We start from the raw sequence: 24,965 nt of genomic DNA, 5'->3' as shown, positions 1-24,965 counted from the left end.
GGTTATAGCTTTGGAGAAGCGTTTTTGCAATGCCTTATTATCGACGCAATTTATATGTCCTCTCAATTACTATTTTTCTCGCAGCGGCAAGTTGGAATCAGATAGTGCCGTTTTTGCCACTCTTCCTCAAGCAAATGAAAGTGGGCCATAACCTGCTTGCATGGGTCGGCATCGTATTTGCAGCGCAGTCAATCGCGGCAATTATCGCTCTTCCCTTCTGGGGCAAGCTGGGAGACAGTTACGGCCGAAAAACAATGGTTATACGGGCAGGTTTTTGCCTGTCTGCAGTCTATTTCGGCATGAGCATATCCACAGTTCCCTGGCATCTGGCTCTCTGCAGGTTCCTGAACGGTGCTCTGACAGGTTTCATTCCCGGCTCCATTACTCTGATAGCTACAAACACACCCGAAGAATACGCTCCGCGTTCTGTTGCGACTGCCCAGACTGCTTCCGCTGCAGGCTTGATAATCGGTCCGGCAATTGGTGGGCTGCTTGCCGCTGCAGTGGGTTACCGCGGCGCTATGCAGATATCGGGGATAGTTGATTTGATTGCTACACTGCTTGTTTGGCGGCTGGTCCAGGAGCCCAAGAAGCCGGTTGCCCTCGAAAAGACGAGCCTGTTACAGGACTTCGAAACTGCGTTCAAATCACCGGTACAAGTCGCAATCTTGTTCGCAGTTTTTCTGGCATGGGTTTTCGGTAATGCGATCAATCCGTATCTACCGCTTCATTTGGGCAATCTAGGCGTAAAAGAATGGCTAGTGGGAATCGTGTTCTCGCTGCCTGCGGTGGCGTTCATACTTGTCGCCCATAGATGGACCATGCTTGGAGAACGCATCGGCTTTGAGAGGGTGATAATCATTGGGCTTGTAGGCGGCGGAATATTCACAGCCATGCTGACAATAATGCCGAATGTGTGGATGTTTGGACTTGTATATTTCATGAGTGGACTATGGGTGGCTGCGGTCCAGCCCAGTACGGCTGCGCTCACATGTACAAAAGTCGACGAGAGCTTTCGTGGAAGAGCGTATGGTATTCAGCAGTCGGCAGGTACACTGGGCGCTCTACTCGCCCCGCTTGCCGCGGGTAAGATCGGCGGCATATTCGGTCTTCGTTCAATTTTCCTTGCTACCGGAGCCTGCCTGATGATCGGCGCAGCTGTCTTCAAATGGCTAGTGGACAGGTGGAGATCGGCCATCAAACTCAACGGCTAGCTGAGTTTGTTACTCTCTCCGGATTGGGTAAAGCCATAGTGACATAATCCAAATACTCCCTCTTGGATTTGGAGGTCACATATGGGCGGGGTGAAATTAGGCCGGCTGTTCGGCTTTGAGATAAGCATAGACTGGTCATGGCTGCTGATCTTCTTTCTGGTCGTCTACACTCTGGCAAGCGGATACTTTCCGCACTTCTACCCGGACCTCGATGTCGCCACCAGTTGGGGGATGGGAGTGCTGGCGGCTCTGCTGCTTTTTGCGTCTGTGCTGGTGCACGAACTCAGCCACAGCGTGGTCTCAAGAAAATACGGCACTCCGGTTAAGGGAATTACGCTCTTTTTATTCGGTGGAGTATCGCAGATGAGCGATGAGCCCAAATCAGCTCGGGAAGAATTCTGGATGGCGATAGTCGGTCCCATGACGAGCTTTGCGCTGGCAGTGTTCTTTTACCTGCTGGGCGGGATAGGCGAAGGGTCAGAATGGCCCATGCCTATAGTCGCAGTGCTGGGTTATCTGGCATTCATTAATCTCCTGCTGGGTGCCTTTAACCTCGTCCCTGGATTTCCTCTTGACGGCGGGCGTGTGCTGCGCTCGATCATATGGGGCGCTACAAACGACCTTACCAAGGCGACGCAGTGGGCGTCATATTCCGGTCAGGGATTCGGTTATGCGATGATGGCCTTTGGATTCTTTATGATCCTGGGCGGCAACCTGATAGGCGGGCTGTGGTTGATCTTCATAGGCTGGTTTCTCACCGGCGCGGCCAGGCAAAGTTATGAGCAGCTTCTCATACGGCGGGCGCTCTCGGGCGTGCGAATAGATCAGGTAATGACAACAGACGTCCCGGAGATACCGGCCGGTTTGAGCGTGAGACAGTTTGTAGACGAGCAGCTTCTGCGGCATGAGTATTCGTGTTATCCGGTTATGGCGGATGAAAAGGTCGTAGGTGTGATAGGAGCGGAAGAGGTGCGGACTGTGCCGTCCAACCTGTGGAATATGACCAGGGTGGGCGACATCATGCACCGCATTGACGGCGAATATGAAGTGACCTCCGAAGACGATGCATGGGTTGCGCTGACCAGGTTAAGCACTGAAAATGTCTGCAGACTGATGGTGGTAGAAGGCGATCACCTAAAGGGCACTGTCGGGCGCGACTCTGTCTTCAGGCTCATTCAGACTAAGCTCAGGCTGGGGATGTGACACAAGTTGAGAGTGGTGAGTGGAGAGCTGAGAGTCCGGAATGGCCACCGATGATTAATGCAGCCCATGTTGTTAGTTTATCCCTCACTTATAGCCTCTCGCGACAAGAGTGAGAGCAAGAAATTCGCAATTTGCTATAAATGGATAAATAAGCAGAAGGTATACTGCCGCTATCGTCTAACTCCTACTAAAAACAATCACTTAGAATCATATCATGAGCCTATCGGCTCGCCACTATTAAACTAAAATAAGCTGACGTGGCGGCAACTGGTCTGGACTCTCCACTCTCAGCTATTTTCAAGGGAGATGTTATGACACCTAAAGAGCGGATGCTCATTGCAATGCAAAACGGCAAGCCGGACCACGTACCTTGCGCGCCTGACATATCGACCATGATCCCTATGCGCCTGCTCGGCAAGCCGTTCTGGGAGACCGAGATGGAGTGGAACCCTCCGCTCTGGAAAGCATATGTCGAGGCCATCAAATACTTCGGGATAGACGGCTGGTTCACATATGGTGATCTCAGCCTCAGATGCGACGACAAGAACAAGTACGAGCAGAAAGTGGTCAGCCGGGACAACGAGCGGATAGTGACGGCATATAAGTGCGAGACTCCGGCAGGCGTCTTGACCTCCGAGACCACATTCTTTGTGGCCGATTCCGCATCTCCCACCGAAAAGCCGATTAAGGATATTAAGCAGGATTTCGACAAGCTCAGATACCTCTATCCTGACATTCTTGACTCGGATACGACACGGCTGGAGGAGATGCGCGCCGAACTCGGCGATCTTGGCGCACTCGGCGTGCCTATCTCATACCCGGGCTTTCAGATATGGTTTACTCTGGTCCAGAGCGGTCTGGAGGGTCTTACGTATGCTTACATGGATCATCCCGATCTTATCGAGGAGTGGCGGGTAATGGAAGAGAAGCGGTCATTGCGCATGATGGAGCTGGCGCTGGATGCTAAACCCGATTTTATACTGCTGGCGGGCAGCGGAAGTATCACTTTGCAGTCTCCGACTATCTTTAGGGAGCTGTGCGTGCCGACGATCAAGAAGATGACTGCAATGGCAAAGCAGGCCGGAATCCCGACTATGATCCACAGTTGCGGCAAGGAGAGGGTGCTTATAGAGATACTCGCCGAGGAATCCGACCTCAACTGTGTGAACCCTCTGGAGATACCGCCAATGGGTGACTGTGAGCTTGCCGAGATCAAGCGCGACTTCGGGCACAGGTTTGCGCTGATGGGCAATATTCACACCACCGACGTTATGCTCAACGGCAGTGTGGAAGACGTCGAGAGAGTTGCCAGGAAGTGTATTGATGACGCAGCGGAAGGGGGCGGCTTCATCCTTTCGACGGGAGACCAGTGCGGCAGGGATACACCAGACGAGAATATCTTTAAGCTGGTAGAGGTCTGCAAGAGCTACGGACGGTACGACTGAGAACTATTTGTTCAATACCGGCACAAAACGTCTCTGATCTGTCGGCTGATCTGAACTAGACCCGGATTCGACTACTATCTCGTGAAAGCCGTTGGCGAATTTGGTTGTGTCCCAGCCGTATGCGGCTTCGCTGTCGCTGGTCGTATAGACTGCGCGGCCGTCAACATAAAAAGTGGTTATCGAACCGGCAGCTTGGCGCTCAGATTTTATATCGACTGTCCCGCGCACCGGATAGATCCTCGACTTTATTGATTTTAAGCAGTAATCCATAGCGGCGCCGGTCAGTTCTTGGGCGGCATACTTGGGGTCAAATGAAGGGAAGAGCAGTCGAATGGCTGTGACTCCCTTCTCCACTTTACGCGGCTTGCCAAGCTTATCGAAATAGTTGGTGAGATACTCCGTTGCAAATGCATTATCAATTTTGCCGACCATGCTCGGCACATCTTCCCACTCGCCGTCGTCTATGCGTACCTGCGCTCTATATGACTGATTCGGCCTACTTGGTTGCCAGGCAAGGTTTATGTAGCCGTAAAAAAGCGGCGGTGTTCCCTCCAGAACCGGCTTAGCCGATTCTTTCGGCCCGATAATCATCACTTGAGGCTGGTTTACGCCCTGATCGTGCGCGTGATAATATGGCTGGACCATAAACCCGCCTCGAGTCTCTACAGCATCGCCCTCCTGCGTGGCCCAGGGGCAGACAGGTGCAGTCGATATTGTGAGCACGCCTCCGTGATTGGTGTTCACTGCCCCGACTCCCGTGAATGTAGTAGCGTCATATCTGCCGACGCCGAGGACGGGGCTGTCTACCTTAGCGATCTGTTCGCAGATTCCGTCGGGGTATACTACCGTAACATCCCCGCCAGCTCGGTTTTCAAAGTCTATCTCTTGCGGCATACGAGTCGGACGTTTGACCACTATTACGAAAGTCTCACCTGTCAGCGGCATGTAGTCTTCCGGCAGAGGCAGCAGATTGTGGTATCTTTCGACAAATACACTGTTGCCGACATAAGGCGAAAAGTCACGAAATATAGACTCGCCTGTATGAATATCCAACTGGATCGCTGAAGAACGCGGGATGTGGCCTCCGTATCCGTTGGGGATAGACGAAAACTCGCACGGTGATATGCTGAACATAAGCGGCATCTGCGCTTTGCCCACACCCATCGCCGCCTGCCCTGTCTTGATCCTGATCCCGTGGACAGCCGTAGCAGCAACCGCGCCATGTGGAGTATACGATGAAGCGCCGAAGCCTGTTATCCGGGCATTGGCGGCAACCTTCACACGACCGACCGTGCTGTAATTGCGCCCACCATCCAGGCTTACCTGCACAAGCCCGCCGACTTGGTTTAGTATACGGATCCTGTATATTTCGTCTGTGGGAAAATCCGTTTCGGATGCATGGCAGCAGATACTCGCGAAGACGAATAGGATTATGCTCGCCCAAACGTGTCTCATAGATAAATTATATCAGTTTGCAAGAAGTGAAGGGGAATGTCGCGCGTTAATTAAAGAGGTAATTGGTTGAAAGCAATAAGCAAGAGGAGTTCGATGAAAAAGATTTACGACCTGTCAAAACTCGACTGGAAGCTTTCCGGTTACACACCGTATGTATGGTGGCTGACTAAGTCAATGGAGGTCGGCGCAACGCCTGAGGCCGATGTATGTCCGATTTCGGCGAAAGTGCCCGGATCGGTGCAGGGCGCGCTGCGAGATGCGGGCATCATACCCGACTGGAACGAAGGGCTCAACGCGAGAGCATGCGAGTGGGTTGAAAACCGGCACTGGGTGTATAAAGCAATCCTTCCGGATGAAATGATCGAAAGCGGCAAAACATATCGCCTGAGATGCAACGGACTCGACTACTCCGGATGGGTCTATCTCAACGGCCAGGAGATAGATCGGTTTGAAGGCACTTATGTGCCGCATACATTCGACATTACGCCGGCTGTTAAGGAATCCGGCAATATTCTCCAGATAGTGTTTGACATGCCGCCCAGATGGCTCGGGCAGATAGGCTTCACATCTGAGATGACGGAGTGGAAGGCCCGGTTCAATTACACATGGGACTGGGTCGTCAGGCTCGTCCAGATCGGCATATGGGACAGGATCTGCCTGGAATCAGTGGACGGCGCAGAAATATCTGAACTGCGGTGTTATGCTCAAGCTGATTCGGCAAAGTCACTCGGGTCAATAAAGATAAAGGGTGGGGCGACCGGCAGCGGAGGGTCCGTGCAGGTTACTCTTTCATATAACGGAAATGAACTCTGCGAAAGAAGCTTACCTGCGGCTGAGTTTAATAAAAACGGCATCGATCTGAACGATATACCTGTGGAGCTGTGGTGGCCCAACGGGCATGGTAGCCAGCCACTTTACGATCTCACGACCAAGCTGCTGGATTCAAGTGGATCGGAACAGGACGCCATTACACGGCGAGTAGGGTTCAAGGAAGTGACATGGCAGCCATGCGAAGGCGCGCCTGCTGAAGCCGATCCATGGATTTGTGTTGTCAATGGCAAACCCATTTTTCTGCAGGGAGCCAACTGGACCCCGATTCACCCCAACTTTGCCGACACTACATATGAAGACTATCGCAAACGTCTGGCAGTCTACAAAAACCTTGGTTTCAACATAATGCGCGTGTGGGGTGGGGCCATACTCGAGAGAAAATGGTTCTACGACTTGTGTGATGAGCTGGGAATTTTCGTGTGGCAGGAGTTTCCACTTTCGTCTTCGGGCTGCGACAACTACCCGCCTGAGGATGAAAAGAGTATCGCTGATCATGAGATCATCGCACGGTCATATATAGCGCGCAGGCAGCATCATGTATCACTTCTGCTGTGGTGCGGCGGCAATGAGCTGATGTATAAAGGCACTGCAAAACCAGTAGAGTTTACTCATCCTTTGATAAAGCGATATAAAGAGGTGGTTGAAGCCCAGGACCCGACAAGGCGAATGCTGCCGACATCGGCAAGCGGGCCTGTTGAGTGGGCCGACCCCGCAAAATTTGGTGTAGGGCAGCACTGGGATGTTCATGGACCATGGAAATGTGAAGGAAATCTTAGCGAGAGCTGGGACCCGATGTGGAAAAACGATGATGCTTTCTTTCGATCGGAGACCGGCTCGCCCAGCGCAAGCCCAGTTGAAATTATCCGCCGATCTCAGGGTAATCTCGACGCATGGCCGGTATCAATCGATAACCCTTTATGGAGAAGAACCTCACTTTGGTGGATTGAGGCCGATCAGTTTAAAGCTGAGCATAATAGGGAGCCGAATGATCTGGAAGAATATGTAGCCTGGAGCCAGGAGCGCCAGAAGCAGGCTCTTATGACGGTGGCAAAGGCTTGCAAGGACAGGTTCCCGCGCTGCGGAGGTATCATAATCTGGATGGGGCACGACTGCTACCCGTGCAATGCAAATACATCCATAATAGATGTCGACGGCAATCCGAAGCCTGCCGCGCTAGGTCTTGGAGAGATATTCAGGGCAGACTAGAAGCTTCTGGCAAGAGTGTAGACAAAGACTGACTGAGCCCCTGCTTCCTTGAGCATTTTAGCAGCTTCATTGAGCGTGCTGCCGGTTGTAAATACGTCATCGACCAGCAGCACGCGTTTGCCTGTGATCAGATCGGGCCGCTGCACCGCAAACGCGCCTTTGATATTGAGCATGCGTTCATCCTGAGGCAGACTGACTTGGTGGCGTGTGTTCTTTATTCTGTAGAGTGCGTTGATCTCCAGCGGCACGGATATACGCTTACAAAGCAGTCGGCCAAGTTCCTCCGACTGATTGAACCCGCGCTCTACCAGTCGATTGCGGTGAATGGGTATCGGGACGACCATATCGACATTGCCGTTTAGCTGCCGGTGAGGGTAGCAGCGGATCATAAGATCAGCCAACTGCTCGACTATGGCAAGGTGCATATCGTACTTGAGGGCATGGATCGCTTTACGCAAAACGCCTTCATATAGACCGGCGCTGCCGGCGAAGTCAAATGAAAATTCTCGATTTTGGCAGTCTGCGCAGATATTGGCCTCGCACGGCATTGCGCACTTGTGGCAGTACATATCGCCGACGACATCGATCATCTCTATGCACTCTGCACACAGATAATCGTCATCCGCCCTGCCGCACGCAAGGCAATATGACGGATAGACCAGATCAAGCATGCCGGAGAAGAGATTGCTTGCCAAAGCTTTCATGTCACAGTGTATTTTAGCAATACCAGGTAATTCCGGTTTCCCGGGAACATAGCCGCAACCTGAACATCATTGCCTCTAATGAGCGCTTGACCTTCAAATAAGCTGCCGGTCTTTTGCAGATTCACCCATTTGCCGTCAATGATCACAGCCACCGCCAGGGCTTCGGGTGCGGTTATCCTAAACGTCTGGGTGGAGCCTGACTTCAGACAGCCGCGCATAGGCTCGTAAAGATGAGCATTTTTCTGATGGAATGTCTCAAACGCAGTCGGGAATGCATCATTGTCACTCGTCTGAGGATTTGCCTTTACGCAGTAGTCCGCTGCCCAATCATAATTGCCCGGAGCATCAGCACGCTTGGCATATAGGCGTAGAATATATTCACCTGCTGTCGGAAAAATTGCGTTTACGCAAACACGACTGCTGTCTCGCTGCACAAAGACGGATGCGCCTGGGGCATTTACCTCTCCCCGCTTTACCTCCGCCGCAAGCAGCACATCATCCGGAGATACCAATTCCACCGAGCAGGAGTTGCCGCAATTTATGGTCCCTTGTAAATTACTGGCAAGCTTGAGATTGTAACTAAAAAACGCTGGCCTTATATATACCAGGCTCTCAAACTCGGACTTGGTGATCGGCTTATCCAGGAGCTGCCATGACGGGTTTTGAGGAAAATGGTCATATACGAATGCTGTAGGATCGGTAAGGAAGTAGTAATCCCTTGGCTTACGAACAAATTTGCGATCACCGTCGATATATCCCGCGCCCCAGATGCAATCAAGCAAGCGCCATGACCCATCTATCTTTACAGCATTCCAACTGTGGTCGTTCCTGGTGAATGTCGAACCTACTTGGTAGTCTCTGCCTCGAGAGCAACCGTCTATCGTTACAGACTCAACGCCTGCTCTTTTCGCGAGCGCATTGAAGAGATTTGAATATCCGTCGCAGACTGCCGTTCGTGTCTTCAGCACTGTTGCAGGGCTCTGATCGCCATAAATGCCTGAGTCATAAGCATCCATGTCGAAGTTTATATTGTGGGTGATCCACGAAAAAATCGCCCGAGCCTTTTCAACGTCGCTGCCGGCCGGCTTTATAAGATAATCAGCAAGGCTGTTTATCGACTTTTTCGCACTGGCAGGAGTTCGAGCTACATATTCATCGATCTGACCAAAGCGGGACTCAGCGCAAAATGCATCAGCACATATTGCGCAAAACAGCGCCGCCAGGCAAATCGAGAAAGCAATCACTCGTATATTTCTTGTGCTCATGCCCTCTCATTCTCCGTGTGAATTACAGGCTCAATAATAGCCGATCCCATAATGCCATGTTTTTTAGAAGTTGGCAAGCGCTGAGGTAATTTTCTCATCACGAAAACACGTAAGGGAGAAAGCACGAAAGAAACTATGGGGTGGGTATGGAGCAGAAATTAAGAATGATACCTTCTATTCCCTGTTTTCGTGATATAAATCAAGATGCGATCACCCTGGTGAGAGAAACCGTATAACTCAGCATGCTCAGTTCATTAGTGAGATGTTGATGCATAGCAGGAAGGGATGTAGGCAGGCCGTACTTAAAATATTGGAAAGACACGGGTGAAGAGGTTATTTCTTATGTTGCGCAAATTATCGGTCACGACAGTCCTCTGTATTGCTTTTGGCGCATGCGCCACGTTCTTATGGTCGGCTCAGAATCCTTATGCAGGGAAAAAGCTGATCGAATACGGCTGGGATGTGCCGGACACTGTTTTCGTGAACAAAAATATCAGTGAAATGGAAAAAGTTCCGTTCGACGGTCTGGTAATCTCAGTCAGAGACCTGCAGGGATGTATGATAACCGGAAATGTCTGGACAACAAAGAAATTCAAACCCGAAGAATATAACCATGCAATAAACGATCTCAAAGCGACAAACTTCAAGCGTTTTACAGACAACTTCATTCAGGTATTTGCGTCATTCCCATATGTAGACTGGTATGATCCCAACTGGTCAACTGTCGCATATAACGCTGCATGCCTGGCAAAGGTGGCAAAGCAGGGCGGATGCAAAGGCATCATGCTCGACTGCGAGCACTATGGCGGCACAATGGACATCTGGAAATACGATGACGCAAAACAAAAATTGCATACTATCGATGAATATAAAGCAATGGTCAGGCAGCGCGGAAGAGAATTTATCAGAGCGATCAATAAGGAATACCCTGATATAACCATACTGTCTCTGTTTGCATACAGCTTCTCTCACGTAGACAAAAGGGGATATGTCCTGCTGCCCGCTTTTTTTGACGGCATGTGCGAGGCCGCTTCTCCCGGTACAATCATAATCGACGGCTGCGAAAACACTTACGGCCACATCGCCGCAGACGTCTTCAGCAAAGCAAGACAGAACCTGAAATCTAATGTGAAGATGAAAGAGACGGCAGTGCCTGATGCTTATGCAAAGCATATGCGCGTCGGTTTTGCAGCATTTCCCGACTATGCAACCGGGACAGGGGCCAACGACCGTAAGTGGTATGCGGACGATTATACAAGAAACGCGTATTCTCCAGATGCGTTCAGGACGTCACTGGCGAATGCAATGAAGTATTCCGACAAATATGTCTGGGTCTACTCAGAGCGGCTCAGATGGTGGGGCACAAATAATATCCCTGCCAATGCACAAAAGGCTTACATAAATGTCCTTTCCCTTGCCAAATCAGGGCCTGCGCCCGGCAAGTTTCCCGACCGACTTGCAACAAAACCTGTGCGTGCATGTGATTTGCCCGGCTATGATGACAATACAACCTTTGCAAAGTTCAAATCAACAATGACTGAAGTGTTCGATTTTCCGAAAGCCGGCTGGCGGTTTAAGCATGATGATAATAAGGTCGGAAAAAAGGACGGGTGGTACGCTCCTGATTTGGATGATTCATCCTGGAGAACAATCAGCATAGGCAAATTCTGGCATGAAGAGGATACTGACTATCAGGGAGCCGCGTGGTACAGGATCAAGTTCACTGCTCCTTCGGTTGAAAAAGGCAAACGGGTATTTCTTGTAGTCGGTGCAGCCGATGAGTCGGCGTGGATATGGTTGAACGGAAAGTTTATTGGAGCGCATGATATCGATCCCGACGAGGGTTGGGATGTGCCGTTTGCATTTGATGTTACTTCCCAGTTAAAGCCGAACCAGGAAAATGTCGTTGCAGTAGAAGTTCTTAACCGTGCGCTTGCGGGAGGACTTTGGAAATCGATTAAATTGATGACTAAATAAACGCTCATGGCAGAGACCATTTTGGAGTAACATGGTCGGTAAGTAAAATCAGCAGGAACGCCGGATAGCCTTCGTGCGTAGCTAGTTTAGATGGAGTTTGGAATGCAATATAAAAAGATCGGGTTTATAATTCTCGCGATTCTTGCGCTTGGCACTGCAGCGATCTCCGAGCCGGTAGTCAAAGATGTCGCGGACGGAGTCACGCTCTACCAGGACATTACCACACAGCCGGAACCGCATATTACAAATGTGGTCAAAGTAGACCTTGCAAACCCGGCAGTCCATGTCAAAGCGGCAATAGGCAAGGATGTAGTTATGGATACTTCCCCGAATAAAGGCCGCGAGATAGTAAGCTCGATAACTGCACGCAAGGGAGCAGTTGTCGGGATCAACGCCGATTTCTTTCCATTTACCGGAGACCCAAATGGAATATGCATATCCGACGGCGAGCTTATCAGCGAACCCGCAAAAGGCAGGGCAGCTTTCGGCATACTTAGAGATGGACATGCGGTCTTCGATATTCCCAGCTTCGATGCAACTCTCACTTTTTCCAGCGGTGTAAGCAGGCAGATAGACGGCATCAACCGCGCCAGAGAGACAAACCAGTTGGTAGTCTATACACCTACATACGGCGAAAGCACCCTGTCCAAGTACAAAGGCACGGATGTAGTCGCTACAACTGACGAATTGCCGGTGCGTGCCGGCTGCACCCTAAACCTGACTGTGACCGAGATTAAAACAGATGCCCTGGACACAAAAATTCCAAAAAACGGTGTAGTTCTATCGGCAGGCGGACCGGCGGCTTCGTTTTTGGCAAGCAATGTGGCTGTGGGTGATAAGCTCCGAATAGTCTTCAATATTAAAAGCGCCTGTGGTGTCGATTGGATGCAGGTGGATCAGGCAGTAGGCGGAGGGCCGTGGCTGGTTAAGGACGGCAATGTATATTTGGATTACAGAGCGGAAGATTTCAAGCCTGATTTTGCCAGAACAACCCATCCGCGCACGGCGATCGGAGTGACCGCAGACAACAAACTCTTACTGGTGACGGTCGACGGAAGACAATCGTTGAGCACTGGGCTACCACTGCAAAAGCTTGCTGAAGCGATGAAGATACTTGGCGCATGCCAGGCGATCAACCTGGACGGTGGAGGCTCGACCACACTTTCGATACGCGGGACTGTAGTCAACAGCCCGTCCGGCGGCGCTGTCGCCGGCAATCCATATGAAGGTAGTGAGCGGTCTGTCGCCGATATGCTGTTGGTGAATGTCGATAAAAAGACCGCTCCGCCTGAGCTTCTCAAGCTGAAGATCAGCGGGATTGGAAAAGAAATAACATCAGGCGAGAAAACACAGCTCTACTTGACCTGGGGCGACGATGATCAGATGCTTACGGAAGAACAGCTTTCCCGAGTGGTGTGGGGGAGCACAAAAGGAATAGGCTTCATTGATCAAAAAGGCTTCTTTAATCCGATCAGGATGCGCACCGGAACAATCGACGCATTTTACGGTTCTCAAAAAGCTAGCATTCCGGTCATGGTTGTCGGCGGGCCGCCGGCAAAAATTGATGTCGCCGCAGTGAATGACAAACTTGATCCACGGCGGACTAAGGTCAAAATCACTGTGTCCGATCTGAACGGCAACTTCCTTGCGAATATTGATCTTGCTTTGACGGTCACGGGCGGAATCGCGAGCAGCAGTGCCGGGAAGACTGATAATAACGGCACATATTCGACAGACGTTGTGTGGGACATAACCGAGAAGCGGATCATAAAGGCGGCGGTAGGCGATTTGACCAGCGAAATATCAGTTCCTAATGGAAATTAGGACGCGGCCGTTTTCGTGGAACGATACATAAAGTATGCCTCGGGACGATAGCTTCCGAAGCGGAGGGGATTCAATGAAATATAGAGTTATTTTTGTGATTTTGGTTTGCACGCTCGTGCTGGCGGGCTGCGGCCAAAAAAACGCTTCGGTAAAATACGTCCAAAAGCCTGGCCGCCAAACTGTTTCGAAGAGTACAAGCTCTTCCGATAAACCTCAGGCGACAAATGATCAACCAAGTTCCGGGCTGCCGCTTAATACTCAGCCTTCGACGCTCGATCAAGCGCTTAATCCTCTTGGCGCGCTGAGCAATAATGGCAGGAATGGTCAAAGCGGCTCCGGCGCTCCGGGAAGCCTTAACGTGCCGACCACCATGCCGGCAGCATCAGCGCCTGCAGCGCTCCCTAAATCCGTCAGGCCAAAGCCCGACCAGCTTCTTGCACTCGTGCAGATGCGCTATCGATCTGTCAAAACCATCAAAACAACCGGCACAACCAGCGCTGTTGTTGAGGCTGACGGTAAAGTTGTAAATAAGACCTCCGACACCCAATCGGGCTTCATGTTCAAGCGACCGGATAAGTTTAATGTCACCGGATCTAGTGAGCGGCTCGTAAGCAACGGCAAGGTTGTCGTCAGATACTTTAAGGGCACGAAGCGCTTCGTCAAATCCAAACTCGATAAAGACAAGGAACGCCTCCTCCTCAGAGAAATGATAGGCTCACAAATGGGAGTGCGCAGCCTTGGTCTATTGCTGGGCATGGATTACGGTCCCATGATGTCTTCCATGAAACTGCTTAAAGATTTCAAAGTTGGCGGCAGAGACACTTTTGTGCTTTCAATGCGTATCAAAGAAGGTATGGGGTGCCCCAAAGGAACGAACGCCGTCCAGACGCTTTGGGTCGGCAAGAAGGACTTCGTGATCTATAGAAATCAGTTGGTCGAAAAGGGCAGGCCCAATCTGCCCAAAGGCTACAAAGGTAAAGCGCCGAAACTGCTTGAGTCCACAATTAACGTTGTTGTAACAAAATGCGCTCTGGATTCCAATATTCCGGATTCCAATTTTGTATTCAACGCCCCGGCAGGCGCGAAGTCTGCCGAAGACCTGACCAGAGACTATCTGCATGCCAAACATGCCCCGGAGCTTTCGTTCACTTGGATCGATGGAAATAAGAAGAGCATCTCTGATTTTCAGGGTAAAGCCGTTATACTGGACTGCTGGGCGCTGCCGATGTGTGAGCAGCACCTGCCTGTATTGCAGAAAATCTATGAAAAGCATAAGGATTCAGTCCAAATAGTCTCGATATGTGTTAATACAGACATCCAAAAGGTAAAGCAGTATCTTGCTAAAAAGTCACTTGATTTTCCGGTGGTATATGCCAATAAAGACATCGCGAATATCCTTAGAACCAAGTATCACGTTCAGGTGCTTCCCACCATCTTCCTGATAGACAAGTCCGGCGTTGTCCAAGAGACTATGCTCGGCATTCCGCCTGAGAAGGATATTATTGCTAAACTGGATAAGATTAAATAAGTGTGGCATCGGGCAGCTTGTGAAGGTGAAGGGAAGTTTGCATGCAGATTGTACATTCAATAGATGAGATGCGCTCGCTTGTCGAAAACGCTCGTGCGGAAGGCAAGACCATCGGCCTCGTCCCGACAATGGGTGCGCTGCATGTCGGCCACCTCACGCTCGTGTCTCACGCAAAGCAGGACTGCGGGTTTGTTGTAGTAAGTGTGTTCGTAAATCCCACTCAGTTCGGGCCGAATGAGGATTTTCAAAAATATCCCAGAACCCTTGAAGCCGATTGTCGCAAATGCGAGAGTGCGGAGGCGGATGCAGTATTTGCACCGCTGGCGGTGGACATGTATCCGGGCGGCTTCGATACATGGATAGATGTCAAAGGACCAGCCGAAGTATTGGAGGGCCAGAGCCGCCCAGGGCATTTCCGGGGAGTCGCCACGGTATGCACCAAGCTTTTCAATATAACCGATGCCGACCGCGCTTACTTCGGAAAAAAAGACTATCAGCAGCTTGTTATAATCAAAAAAATTGTCAGCGACCTCAATATGAATGTTGAGATAGTGCCCATAGACACAGTTCGTGAGCGCGATGGTCTGGCTATATCTTCCCGCAATTCATACCTGGATTCGCGCGAGCATGAGGCCGCACTGGTTTTGAGCAGATCACTGGAGATGGCTAAGCAGGCATTTGAAAAAGGCGAGAGAAATGCAAAAGCTATTCAAACCCGTGTCTGGAACCATATCGCTGCTGAACCGCTTGCAAAAGTGGATTATGTTGCCGTCGCGGATGCCGAGACTCTCGCTTCAATAGAGACAATAGAGCGTTCGGCAGTGGTCCTGCTGGCTGTCAGGGTAGGCTCAACAAGGCTGATAGATAACGTGGTATTAGGTTGATCTAAGTTCTGAACTGATCCGTGCTGCAGTCGGAATCATCCTCGGCCCGCTTGCGCATTATTTCGCGTGCACCACAGCACGGATCGCTGGGGGAAACCGTTCACGACCGCCTGATCCCGTTGTCGCCGCTTCTTTTTTTTCGCGGCTCCCACCCAGACGTTCGCACCTGTTCTATACCCACCAGCCCAAGTATGCAAACAATGAAATTGCAGCGCTTTGTTAAGACCGAACAATCGGCATTTCGCTCTGTTCTGCCACTATAACTAAAACCCAACCGCTTCCAACGCCTGAAGATATAACCAGTGTCCGAAATTGTTTGGGTGGTTGATATTATTGCCGAGCAGACTGGGCCAGTCTTTTCGCTCAAGAACTTTCGCCCATACCGAATAAACATCTGCGTAGGCGCACTTCAGTTTTTTGGCTGCATTCTGCGTAGTTTGCGCATATTTTTCCATCTGATGTGAGCCGAATGCCCAGTCGGGATTTGGCGGGAACGTAGAGAGGATAATTACCTCGGCGCCGGTGCGTTCGCGTATCTTTTGGACCATGCTCTCAAGATTCTTCTCAAAAGTATCCAGGGGCACACTGCCTTTGTTATGATCGTTCATGCCGAATGCAAGAAGCACAAGGTCAGGGTTGCGTGAAAGCACCTTATCTTCCAGCCTGGCAATACCCTGAACTGATGTGTCGCCTCCTTTTGCTCCATTTTCCAGAGTTATCTGCGCTTTCGGGAAGCGCGTCTGCAGAGATTGCGCGTAAAGGTTTGGATAACGAAGAGCTTCTGCGGAAGCCTCGCAACCGGTGGAGATGCTGTCCCCAAAGACGATGATCTTAAATGGACCACCTGCATTCAGCTTTGCCAGGCTCTTTTGGAGTAGAGCAGACTGATCTGTCTTAACGGCAACTGGGTGGCCGTTTTTTGTTTCATAATCGACCCAGACAAAGAATGCATGGTTGCCGTAACCGGGATATTTTGTGTGATCGAAGGCTTTCTTGCCGTATAGGATATTGGCGGCGTAGTCGGGAATGCGCGATATTGGTGAGCGGGCAATAGTCCCGAGGGTGTAATTTAACACATAATCGCGACCCTGCTTGTAGATAATCGTATCCTTTTGATCCGGCAGATATGTGCTGCGCACTACAACAGTGCCGGGGACGACGTTATCGAAACAGAGCATCCCCGGAGTTCGCTCTGCCAGAACCATACTCTCTCCGCTTACTCTCATGATACTCAACCTTTTCTGTTTTGGACCCTGACTGCCGATTGATGGACAGCAGACAATAAAAGCCATGACTACAGCAAACACAAAATCGCGATATGACAATACCATATTTGCATTCCTTTAAGTGCAGCCGCATTAAGCCTTCGTGCTCTTCAACGCGGCCTGAATAAAGTCGTCGATATCTCCGTCCATGACTCGCATTACGTCGCCCGTCTCGTGATTATTCCTGTGGTCCTTGACCATCGTATACGGCTGGAAGACGTATGAGCGCATCTGGTTGCCCCATTCTATGGCACGGAGGTCGCCCCGCAGTTCGGCTATGCGCTGCTCGTTCTCTTCGTTTTGCAACTGCCCAAGCTTGGCCGCAAGAACCTTCATTGCCGAATCTTTGTTCTTATGTTGAGAGCGCTCGTTCTGACATGTGACTACGATGCCGGTTGGAATATGTGTGATACGGATAGCCGAATCAGTCTTATTGACATGCTGGCCGCCTGCGCCGCTGGATCGATATGTGTCGACCCTGATTTCGTCAGGATTGATATTGACCTCGGTATCTTCTTCGATCTGAGGAATGACATCGACAGCCGCAAATGACGTATGCCTGCGCTTGTTCGCATCAAATGGGGAAATTCTTACCAGACGATGCACGCCGCGCTCGTTCTTGAGATAGCCATAGGCATTGCGGCCCTCAAAGAGGACCGTGACGTTCTTGACCCCAGCCACATCGCCTTCGACAGTATTGAGGATTTCGGTCTTATAGCCGCCGCGCTCTGCCCATCGCAAATACATGCGCAGCAGCATATTCGCCCAGTCGCAAGCCTCAGTGCCGCCCGCTCCGGCATTGATCTCCATTATGGCATTGGCCGAGTCGTGCTCGCCGGATAAAAGAGTCTGAAGTTCGAGCTGCTCATGAGCCTTCTCGATTGAAACCAGCTCATGCCGGAGTTCATCCGCTTCGGGACTGGTGTCGTCATCAACCATTTGTGCCAGCTCTATAAGGTCGCTTAAGCGTGATTGCAGTTCCAGCAGGGGATCGATCTTTCCTTTAAGGTCACTGAGCTTTTTGAGTGTCTTTTGTGCCTCCGAGGCGTCGTCCCAAAAACCGGGACGTCCGGAGAGCTCTTCCAGACGATCTATTTCTTCCTGAACTCTAGGGACGTCAAAGATGACCTCCCAGCTCTTCGAGGTCTCGCTGCAGCGCAGCGGCTTTTTCTATTTCAACGTTCAATATCTATTCTCCAGTATTCAGTGGGCGGGACGATCTCATCCCGCCCATGCTCTATATATCATTATATTACTTATTAGCCTTTGTGCCAACGTCCAAGATTGTCTGAAGGGATTCAGTTCTCTGGAGTTTTCACTCTTTTTGGGCTCAGCAGGAGTTTCTTCCTCCTAATGACGAGCGTGCCGGGAGGGCGAGGCTTCCGCCGAGCTATATTTATTCCCGCTAAACTGAACAGCTTCACATTTGAGAGTTATATGCCTGTTTGTATCTTCTCAGTGTCCAGCCTAAAATGAACGACTCCATCAGGACATGGGAAGTCAATACTGTCAGCGGTTTTGCCGCCAAGTTCTCGCAGGTCGCCGCCGCTTCTTACTGCTGTCATCAATGGGTATGCGATCATCATGCTCTTGGGGCAAAAATGCGCAGGACACTCGTAAGTAGATGTGAACGCATCTCCCGGCTCGAAGCCCAGCCTGCATCTCTCTGCTCGGTTGTCATCGCCGACTTTGAGCACTGTGATCGTGAACTTCCAGTCTTCTTTATACCATTTGCGCATGGCTTCCCTCCAGATTAAGAGCTTTCTGGGCTAAACAAGCGTACAGAGTCACCCATTTGCCGGGCCGACCTACCCGCTCTTTCGGCAGTGAGGATGTAATAACATTCCCCTCATGCTTCACACGACCCATCTCATCACGCTTTGCCTCCAGCATATTCCATGCTTCCTGCAGTTCCGGCGCTCGCCCTGCCCCAAGCACGCTCAACGCATAAAGCAGCATCGGGAGCCCGACGCGCATCCCTTCCAGTGGGAAAAATGCATCGATCATGCGCAGACCTGGACTGTGCTCTATCACAAGACGTGTGGGTGAGTCCATTCTATAGAAAAGGCGGCGCCTGAGAAAATACTGTATCAGCTCATCGGTCCCTGCAAACGCAACACCACGTTGTTTCATCTCCGCCAGCAGAAGAAGAGCATGCATATTCGCCTTTATGCAGCTCTTAGGCACTCTCTTCATTTTGTTGAGACGATGCAGGCATATCCATCCACCATCAGGCAACTGCGACTCGGCCATTTGGGCTAGTCGGCTCTTAATTCGATCATCATCGCCATATCCCAGCATTAAGAAAAGCCGCATTATAAGATAGTCGAAGCAGTTGGCGTCGAACCCGCCGTCCAACCAGCGGCTCATCAATGGGTCTATAAATACGTCATTACGCGTCAGTCCCGATTCAGCGAGCGCAACCACATTTTGAACTATCTTTACGCTGTCATTCTCTATCCATGAAAGATCACTTGCCACATCGAGCGTTCGCGTTACCAGGCTGCGTGCCGTGATTACTTGCGAATCATCGTTCGGCAGACCGCATAAACCGATCAATGTGCGCACGCGGACTCCCGGATTGTCTTCACCGAGCAGCCAATCGAGTGTTTGTGCGTTCATAAAGACTATATCAGCTTTCTTTGCGGTGTTTTACATCATGACAAATGTTGCACATCGTTTGAAGATTCCCCTCTGAGTTGTCTCCACCCTTGACGTGGTGTTTAAGGTGGTGTAATTCCAAATGCCGTGGGTCTGAGGGATTCCACAGGTCATGTGTCCAACAGCATACTTGGCACGTGTATTTGTCACGCCTCAATACCGCTCTTCGGACTTCGTCAGGAATGTGTCGGTCATGCTCATAGCCTTGTCTGTCAGCCTGTAGTACATATATACCGACCGATAAATCCGGTCGCCCGGTAGATTTTGTTGCTACCGGCCAACCCTGTTCTGTGCGAAGTTCACGAACTCGTCGAGCCCACTCCGTCTTATTGTTTGCTACATATCTCAGCTCTTCGCCTGTGACACCACGCTCGACATTTGCTCTCAAGAACTCCAAAATCTTGCTTTGTACGGATTTCTTCTGCCTGCGAATGGAGTTGGCAATATTCCAGCGATGAGCTGCATCTCTGTCCTGCTCAGCGCTCAATAAGACATATTCATCCGGTTTCATGTTCCTGTATTCGTCGGGGATTTCGCTGTCTTCGGCTTCCAGCATCTCTTTCATTGTAATTCCGCTTGCAATGGACCATCCGAACTGCACACGAAGTTCGCGTATCCTACGCGGGTAGTCTTGAATACCGGAAACAACCAACAGCTCATTACCGCTTATGACTACGTTTGGATACTTGCAGAAATAATAGATAATGCGGTTTCTGGCGGATGTAATATCGGTGGGTAGAAGCGATTTCCCCAAATCTCTGAGCTTGCCGAATACCGGAACAAGGGCTAGGACTTTCGTACGGAGGTCATCCCCCTTGAGATCGGATTCAAAGGATGCAATCAACTCCGCAACCTTGCGGCGGATTGCCTCTGAATCCGTTACAGTATGTTTACCGCTATCGTTCATATAGGAACCTTTCCAGTTTTCTGAGCAGTTCATCCGGTTTGTTCGTTTCGCATTGCCAGACAACCAGCACGTCCCACCCAGCTTCTTTCAACAAGCGTTGAAATCGCTTGTCCCGCTCCATATTCTGATCTAACTTCTTATTCCAGAACTTAATGTTAGTAGCAGGCCGCTTTGAACGCGGGCATCCTTCGTGCCCATGCCAAAAACAACCGTGAACAAAAACAATCTTCTTATGCTTAGGTAGAACTATATCAGGGTTGCCCGGTAACTCCTTCTTATGCAATCGAAAGCGGAAACCCATACTGTGTATCATTGACCGCACAAGCATTTCCGGTTTGGTGTTGCAGCTTTTGACGCGCCCCATGATCCAACTGCGCTTTTCCGGTGTAAATCTATCGGACATAGCATCTGTTACCGCGCATCTGCAAACATACTGTATATCATTTCAGCAATTGCATTCGCCAGTTTTGGAGGTACGGCATTGCCTATCTGCCTTGCAATCTCGATCTTTGAGCCACAGAAGATGAAATCATCCGGAAATGACTGAAATCGTGCAGCCTCACGATGAGTTATCGGCCGGTGTTGTTCGGGATGTAGGTATCTGCCCTTTTCCGGCTTATAAAACTCGGTTCGTATAGTAAAGGCTTGTCTATCCCACCACAACCGACCGAACAAATCCGTACCCCCCGATTTCTTCCGAATCCAACACTTAGGGGTAAGCTCAGGCGCATTCTTCTGCAGATCAAAGCGGTTCATCCCTTCTTCGGGAATAGCTTTATATCTTGCAATGCTTGTAGCCGTAGGTGTACGGCCAAAATGCAAGTTTAGCGGTGGCGGTTCATCTCTAATATTCGTGCCTTGTGGAGACGGTAAATCGCCGATAGCTTCTCTCACAGTTTTCCATGGTTTCGGATTTACAACATACATCTTTGGGTCAATGGAGCCATTGCGAGGATTGTAGTGTGTTCTGAGTGGCGGAAAGTAATCTTTTGGATCAGCAAACTTGCAGCCTATGATGATTGCTCTCTGTCTGATTTGCGCCACACCATAATCTGCTGCACACAATTTGCCCCAATGGAGCTTAAATCCCAATTGTTCTACGGCACCGATGATTTCCCCATGCTCAAAAGACCCAAGCAATTGAGGCACGTTTTCCATTACAAAAATTGATGCGTTAGAACGGCTAACCACCTCCAGATATTGACGCCAAAGCAGCCTTCGCGCATCTCCGTTCCTATCCCTATTGAGTAAGCTGAATCCTTGACATGGAGGACCGCCTATAACCACATCAGCTTGGGGAATTATGACGGTCGGGTCGTTAAGAATGTCAACAATATCTCCAGCAATGCAGTGATTGCCAAAATTGGTGTTGTAAGTCTCTACAGCATAATCATTGAAGTCATTTGCCCAGACAGGTTGGAACCGCCCGACCGACGAATGGGTGAATCCAAGCGTCATGCCGCCTGCACCGGCGAAAGTATCGATAATTTTGATTACTCTGTCCATTGAAGTTGTAGAACTCCGCTTAAAACGTGGTTTCCGATGCATTATACGACAAATATGAGGGTTCCTCAATGTATGATTCGGAACAAAGCATTTGCTCGGCACAATAATGCCGGATAAATGCGATAACATCCCAATGACGTGAATAAAAGAGCATAACAGCCGGAGCAACATACTCCGACTGACTTGTAATTTTAGTGCTTTCCAACCAGCCCTCTGGCATAAGCATCCTGCGCAAGCCGCAGATACACATCCGGTCGAACCACAGTGAACCCTTTGTCTTCAAGACGCCGGACAGTCTCAATAATCGCATCCATATCGGCGTCATAGCAGTTTACATGAGCACATACAAACACTGGTCCCGATTGCCTGGCAGCCGATTCCTCAAACTCACGGATGGCACCGTCAACGTCCTTGCGGACCAGAGCGCTGCCCGGGCTCCAAAGCCTGCCGTCGCACCAGTGCGGCTCTTCACCCGGTATTCTCTCCCAACCCTGGAAGAAACCAAGAGCATCCGGCATAGCTTCCATATACTTTGCGATAACCTCGTCATCCACAAAGTCGGCGCCTTTCTGGTCCTTGGGACCGCCGAACTCCTCCATCTGCTCGCGGGTGTAGACGACCGTCTCGTTTTTGAGCTTATGCTCAATCTTCCTGCCGGGAAGATGCCGCACGATCCTGTTGATTGCCCAGATTGACTTGAGAGAAGTTTTCTTCATAGCGTCAGCACTGATTTTCAGATACCCAGGCAGATCGGCAAACCCGCTCGGGTAGTTATATGCGATTCCTGAAGGTCCACTGACTATATAGTCATTATCTGACTTGGTCTTAAAATAATACTCGAGCACAGCCGGGCCGACCTTTTCGAATATCGGTGCTACTTCCCAGCCAAGAGGAACCTCGCCTCTGCGTGGATGCAGCCAGAATTTCTTCTGGACATCGCACATCGAGTGCCATGAGTCTCCGTCTGAGAGCGTGATCGCAGCGTATTTGCCGTTGGGATCACACTCGGCTGAATGACAGTGGTCCTGAGAATATTCAGCGGACGCCTTGATGTGCTGGTGGAATGAAGTGTTTCTTGCGTAGCCGCAGTAGACCCAAACGCTGTGCCGGCTTGCGAAGTATACATGCGTCGCTTCGCTGTCACGAGGAGTGTGCCAGCCGAGCATCATAGCGTGACTAGGCGCAGCCGTCTGGACCTGCTCCCAGACTGCCGCCTCTTCGGGGAAGTCAGCGGCATTTATGCTCAAGCCCATGCAGAATCCACGGTGAGCGATAAGATAGTCCATGTCCGGCTGGACGGCAGCGGTCTCCTTCTGATCGTAATTTGCCATTACACGCAGATCAAAATCCTTCAGGTGTTCATTAACAAGCCAGTGATACGGCTCGACTCGTCCCTCAAAACGCCCGCGCATATCCAGCAGACATTTTAAGCCAAGTGAGTTTATTCGATCCGCTACAGAAGGAGGACATATCAGTGCGTCCATTACTCCAGCCAGTGAGGCCGCCACGTTAATAGTGTCCGGTACTGATGGATCAAACACAATATAGCCTTTCAGCAGATCAACGTATTTGCCCAGCAGCTCGTCCAGATTTGTTTCGACAGGCTCGTAGCCATACTGCTTGTACCATTCAACCCAGTGCTTCTCCATGCCTTTTGAGCTGGGGAGCAGATAGATATTGTGGCTCTCGCGATTTACAAGACCCTGCAAGCTGACCGCTATCGGCCACTCATCGGCGGCAACATTTTCCAACGACAGCAGGTGATATGTTTTCACTTTAATCTCCTCTTGCTCGGTACGATATGTGATCTGGTATAGTATAGCCTTTTTCAAGCATGCTGCCTATATTAACTCAAAGCCCCGTAATTTTACCAGCACTTTCTTTGCGGGCACCTCGGAATAAGTAATTGTGGGTATAGAGGTGTATCAAGAATACTGTTGAGGGAGCAGACACAGTGGAAAAGTTGTATAGGATAAAGACCACGGGGCAGATGACTGCATTCACGCCATTTGGAGAGGTGAAGACGGAAGTCTGCGTACACTGGTTTCATGACCAGCGCGAATCCCCGGCTTTTCCTTACAATAAAGCCATCCCTGGCTGGTACGATATGCACGCTTCCGACGAACCGTCCGAACGCAATCCTGAATATGCGCAGCGCCTGCGGGCATACGTTGATCAACTCTTTACACGCGAAGAAGTGGATCAAATAAAGGACTATTTCCTTCAGGCCAAAACGCTTGAAACTGTGATAGAGGAAGTCGAAGTGCCGGTAACGGATTATGAAATACCCTTCAGAGCGATCCCACCAGCGCCTGAAGGCGGAGACGGCTATGGTTTCATTGAGCTATGCGGAATCGACGGATATCCGCTTCCATTCAAAGTGAGCGGCTTCTTTGATGTAGTATACGAAAACCCGTATGATCGATATCAGGTATCCGTGGTGAAAGGGCTGGTCGAGAGAGCCGGACTGGTTTCTCGTCATGAAACTGATGCACACACCGGATTTAAGGATATCAGTGAGAAGTTACAGCGCCTGCATAGTGTTCTGCTCGATCTCGAGCGTGCTCTCAATGGGCTCAATCAACACATGCCCAATGAAGATTAAATCAAAAAGCGCCCGGCAATAAAATGCGGGCGCTTTTAATTCATATTCTATTTTTATTCTGATCTACCAGCGGCGTCCGCCGCCTCCAAATCCTCCTCGACCGCCGCCGCGTCCGCCACTGCGCTCGGTTCGAGGGCGAGCTTCGTTGACGGTCAAAGTACGTCCGCCAAGTTCCTTGCCATTGACTGCTTCAATCGCCGCCGCAACGTTCTCTTCGGGAATGTCGACAAACCCGAATCCCTTGTCACCGATGACTCTGATCTCGCCTATCGGGCCAAACGGCTCGAACAGCTCACGTATGTCATCCTCGCTGGCGCTGTAGGGCATGTTGCCTACGTAAAGTGATTTGTTGGCCAAGTGCTTGCCTTCTTTCCGGGATAAACCCAAACATTTCAACGGGGCACTGGCTGAGTTACAGCCACACACGGACTCGATCAGTCGCAGAATGTAAGGCAATCCACGGCCTTGACCAAAACACCGATGCG

The 24,965-nt window shown here is 50.5% G+C and carries 21 protein-coding genes; 9 read left to right on the top strand and 12 right to left on the bottom strand.

All coding sequences use genetic code 11. The features are described from left to right. Nucleotides 1-29: 29 nt before the first annotated feature. From ABFD83_00465 to ABFD83_00455, 3 genes are all read left to right on the top strand, one after another. Complete coding sequence (locus ABFD83_00465; GenBank protein MEN6355536.1) at nt 30-1,214, top strand: MFS transporter; 1,185 nt, start codon at nt 30-32, stop codon at nt 1,212-1,214. A gap of 81 nt (nt 1,215-1,295) precedes the next feature. Next, nucleotides 1,296-2,417 carry a site-2 protease family protein gene (locus ABFD83_00460; GenBank protein MEN6355535.1) on the top strand — a complete coding sequence of 374 codons (1,122 nt, stop codon included), beginning with the start codon at nt 1,296-1,298 and terminating at the stop codon, nt 2,415-2,417. A 311-nt stretch (nt 2,418-2,728) separates the two neighbouring features. Then, on the top strand, nt 2,729-3,862 hold the full coding sequence (locus ABFD83_00455) for a uroporphyrinogen decarboxylase family protein (protein ID MEN6355534.1): 1,134 nt from the start codon (nt 2,729-2,731) through the stop codon (nt 3,860-3,862). A gap of 3 nt (nt 3,863-3,865) precedes the next feature. On the opposite strand, the gene ABFD83_00450 is transcribed toward ABFD83_00455, so the two are convergent. Further along, nucleotides 3,866-5,317: a hypothetical protein gene (locus ABFD83_00450; GenBank protein ID MEN6355533.1), complete on the bottom strand. Its 1,452-nt coding sequence runs from the start codon at nt 5,315-5,317 to the stop codon at nt 3,866-3,868. A 93-nt stretch (nt 5,318-5,410) separates the two neighbouring features. On the opposite strand from ABFD83_00450, the gene ABFD83_00445 reads away from it, so the two are divergent. Then, nucleotides 5,411-7,354 carry a glycoside hydrolase family 2 TIM barrel-domain containing protein gene (locus tag ABFD83_00445; protein ID MEN6355532.1) on the top strand — a complete coding sequence of 648 codons (1,944 nt, stop codon included), beginning with the start codon at nt 5,411-5,413 and terminating at the stop codon, nt 7,352-7,354. On the opposite strand, the gene ABFD83_00440 is transcribed toward ABFD83_00445, so the two are convergent. Together ABFD83_00440 and ABFD83_00435 are read right to left on the bottom strand one after the other, a co-directional pair. Continuing rightward, nucleotides 7,351-8,058: a ComF family protein gene (locus ABFD83_00440; GenBank protein ID MEN6355531.1), complete on the bottom strand. Its 708-nt coding sequence runs from the start codon at nt 8,056-8,058 to the stop codon at nt 7,351-7,353. The two genes, ABFD83_00445 and ABFD83_00440, sit on opposite strands and share 4 nt — an antisense overlap. Next, on the bottom strand, nt 8,055-9,323 hold the full coding sequence (locus tag ABFD83_00435; protein MEN6355530.1) for a transglutaminase domain-containing protein: 1,269 nt from the start codon (nt 9,321-9,323) through the stop codon (nt 8,055-8,057). The genes ABFD83_00440 and ABFD83_00435 overlap by 4 nt, the downstream gene beginning before the upstream one ends. A 342-nt stretch (nt 9,324-9,665) precedes the next feature. On the opposite strand from ABFD83_00435, the gene ABFD83_00430 reads away from it, so the two are divergent. From ABFD83_00430 to panC, 4 genes are all read left to right on the top strand, one after another. Further along, the gene (locus tag ABFD83_00430) at nt 9,666-11,300 is read left to right on the top strand and encodes a beta galactosidase jelly roll domain-containing protein (protein MEN6355529.1); all 1,635 of its coding nucleotides are present in this window, start codon (nt 9,666-9,668) and stop codon (nt 11,298-11,300) included. Nucleotides 11,301-11,402: 102 nt separating this feature from the next. Next, on the top strand, nt 11,403-13,124 hold the full coding sequence (locus ABFD83_00425; GenBank protein ID MEN6355528.1) for a phosphodiester glycosidase family protein: 1,722 nt from the start codon (nt 11,403-11,405) through the stop codon (nt 13,122-13,124). A gap of 73 nt (nt 13,125-13,197) precedes the next feature. Beyond that, entirely contained in the window at nt 13,198-14,652 is a 1,455-nt protein-coding gene (locus ABFD83_00420; GenBank protein MEN6355527.1) for a redoxin domain-containing protein, read from the top strand. Nucleotides 14,653-14,693: 41 nt separating this feature from the next. Further along, on the top strand, nt 14,694-15,536 hold the full coding sequence (gene panC / locus ABFD83_00415) for a pantoate--beta-alanine ligase (GenBank protein MEN6355526.1): 843 nt from the start codon (nt 14,694-14,696) through the stop codon (nt 15,534-15,536). 263 nt (nt 15,537-15,799) lie between these two features. On the opposite strand, the gene ABFD83_00410 is transcribed toward panC, so the two are convergent. From ABFD83_00410 to ABFD83_00375, 8 genes are all read right to left on the bottom strand, one after another. Continuing rightward, nucleotides 15,800-16,741, bottom strand: a complete 942-nt coding sequence (locus tag ABFD83_00410) for an SGNH/GDSL hydrolase family protein (GenBank protein ID MEN6355525.1) — start codon at nt 16,739-16,741, stop codon at nt 15,800-15,802. A 153-nt stretch (nt 16,742-16,894) separates the two neighbouring features. Next, nucleotides 16,895-17,990, bottom strand: a protein-coding gene (gene prfB, locus ABFD83_00405; GenBank protein ID MEN6355524.1) for a peptide chain release factor 2 whose coding sequence is annotated in 2 segments (ribosomal slippage) — nt 16,895-17,923 and nt 17,925-17,990 — 1,095 coding nt in all. Because the reading frame shifts where the segments join, the coding sequence is not laid out codon by codon here. Nucleotides 17,991-18,234: 244 nt separating this feature from the next. Then, complete coding sequence (locus ABFD83_00400; GenBank protein MEN6355523.1) at nt 18,235-18,540, bottom strand: TIGR04076 family protein; 306 nt, start codon at nt 18,538-18,540, stop codon at nt 18,235-18,237. Further along, nucleotides 18,524-19,423: a hypothetical protein gene (locus tag ABFD83_00395; GenBank protein ID MEN6355522.1), complete on the bottom strand. Its 900-nt coding sequence runs from the start codon at nt 19,421-19,423 to the stop codon at nt 18,524-18,526. Before ABFD83_00395 ends, ABFD83_00400 begins: the two co-directional genes overlap by 17 nt. 10 nt (nt 19,424-19,433) lie before the next feature. Next, nucleotides 19,434-20,369 (bottom strand): HNH endonuclease, encoded by a 936-nt coding sequence (locus ABFD83_00390; GenBank protein ID MEN6355521.1) that lies wholly within the window; start codon nt 20,367-20,369, stop codon nt 19,434-19,436. Then, nucleotides 20,359-20,772, bottom strand: a complete 414-nt coding sequence (locus tag ABFD83_00385; GenBank protein ID MEN6355520.1) for a very short patch repair endonuclease — start codon at nt 20,770-20,772, stop codon at nt 20,359-20,361. The genes ABFD83_00390 and ABFD83_00385 overlap by 11 nt, the downstream gene beginning before the upstream one ends. 8 nt (nt 20,773-20,780) lie before the next feature. Beyond that, nucleotides 20,781-21,875 carry a DNA cytosine methyltransferase gene (locus ABFD83_00380; protein MEN6355519.1) on the bottom strand — a complete coding sequence of 365 codons (1,095 nt, stop codon included), beginning with the start codon at nt 21,873-21,875 and terminating at the stop codon, nt 20,781-20,783. A gap of 191 nt (nt 21,876-22,066) precedes the next feature. Continuing rightward, nucleotides 22,067-23,650: a GxGYxYP domain-containing protein gene (locus ABFD83_00375; protein MEN6355518.1), complete on the bottom strand. Its 1,584-nt coding sequence runs from the start codon at nt 23,648-23,650 to the stop codon at nt 22,067-22,069. A 179-nt stretch (nt 23,651-23,829) separates the two neighbouring features. Here ABFD83_00375 and ABFD83_00370 point away from each other — a divergent pair, with 179 nt between their 5' ends. Beyond that, nucleotides 23,830-24,480 carry a hypothetical protein gene (locus tag ABFD83_00370; GenBank protein ID MEN6355517.1) on the top strand — a complete coding sequence of 217 codons (651 nt, stop codon included), beginning with the start codon at nt 23,830-23,832 and terminating at the stop codon, nt 24,478-24,480. A gap of 63 nt (nt 24,481-24,543) precedes the next feature. Here ABFD83_00370 and ABFD83_00365 read toward each other — a convergent pair whose 3' ends face one another. After that, nucleotides 24,544-24,837, bottom strand: coding sequence for an RNA-binding protein (locus tag ABFD83_00365; GenBank protein MEN6355516.1), 294 nt, complete (start codon nt 24,835-24,837; stop codon nt 24,544-24,546). Between the last annotated feature and the right edge of the window lie 128 nt (nt 24,838-24,965).

This window comes from Armatimonadota bacterium, assembly GCA_039679645.1.
GTDB lineage: Bacteria > Armatimonadota > UBA5829 > UBA5829 > UBA5829 > UBA5829.
This window is presented reverse-complemented; position numbering and strand designations above follow the sequence as displayed.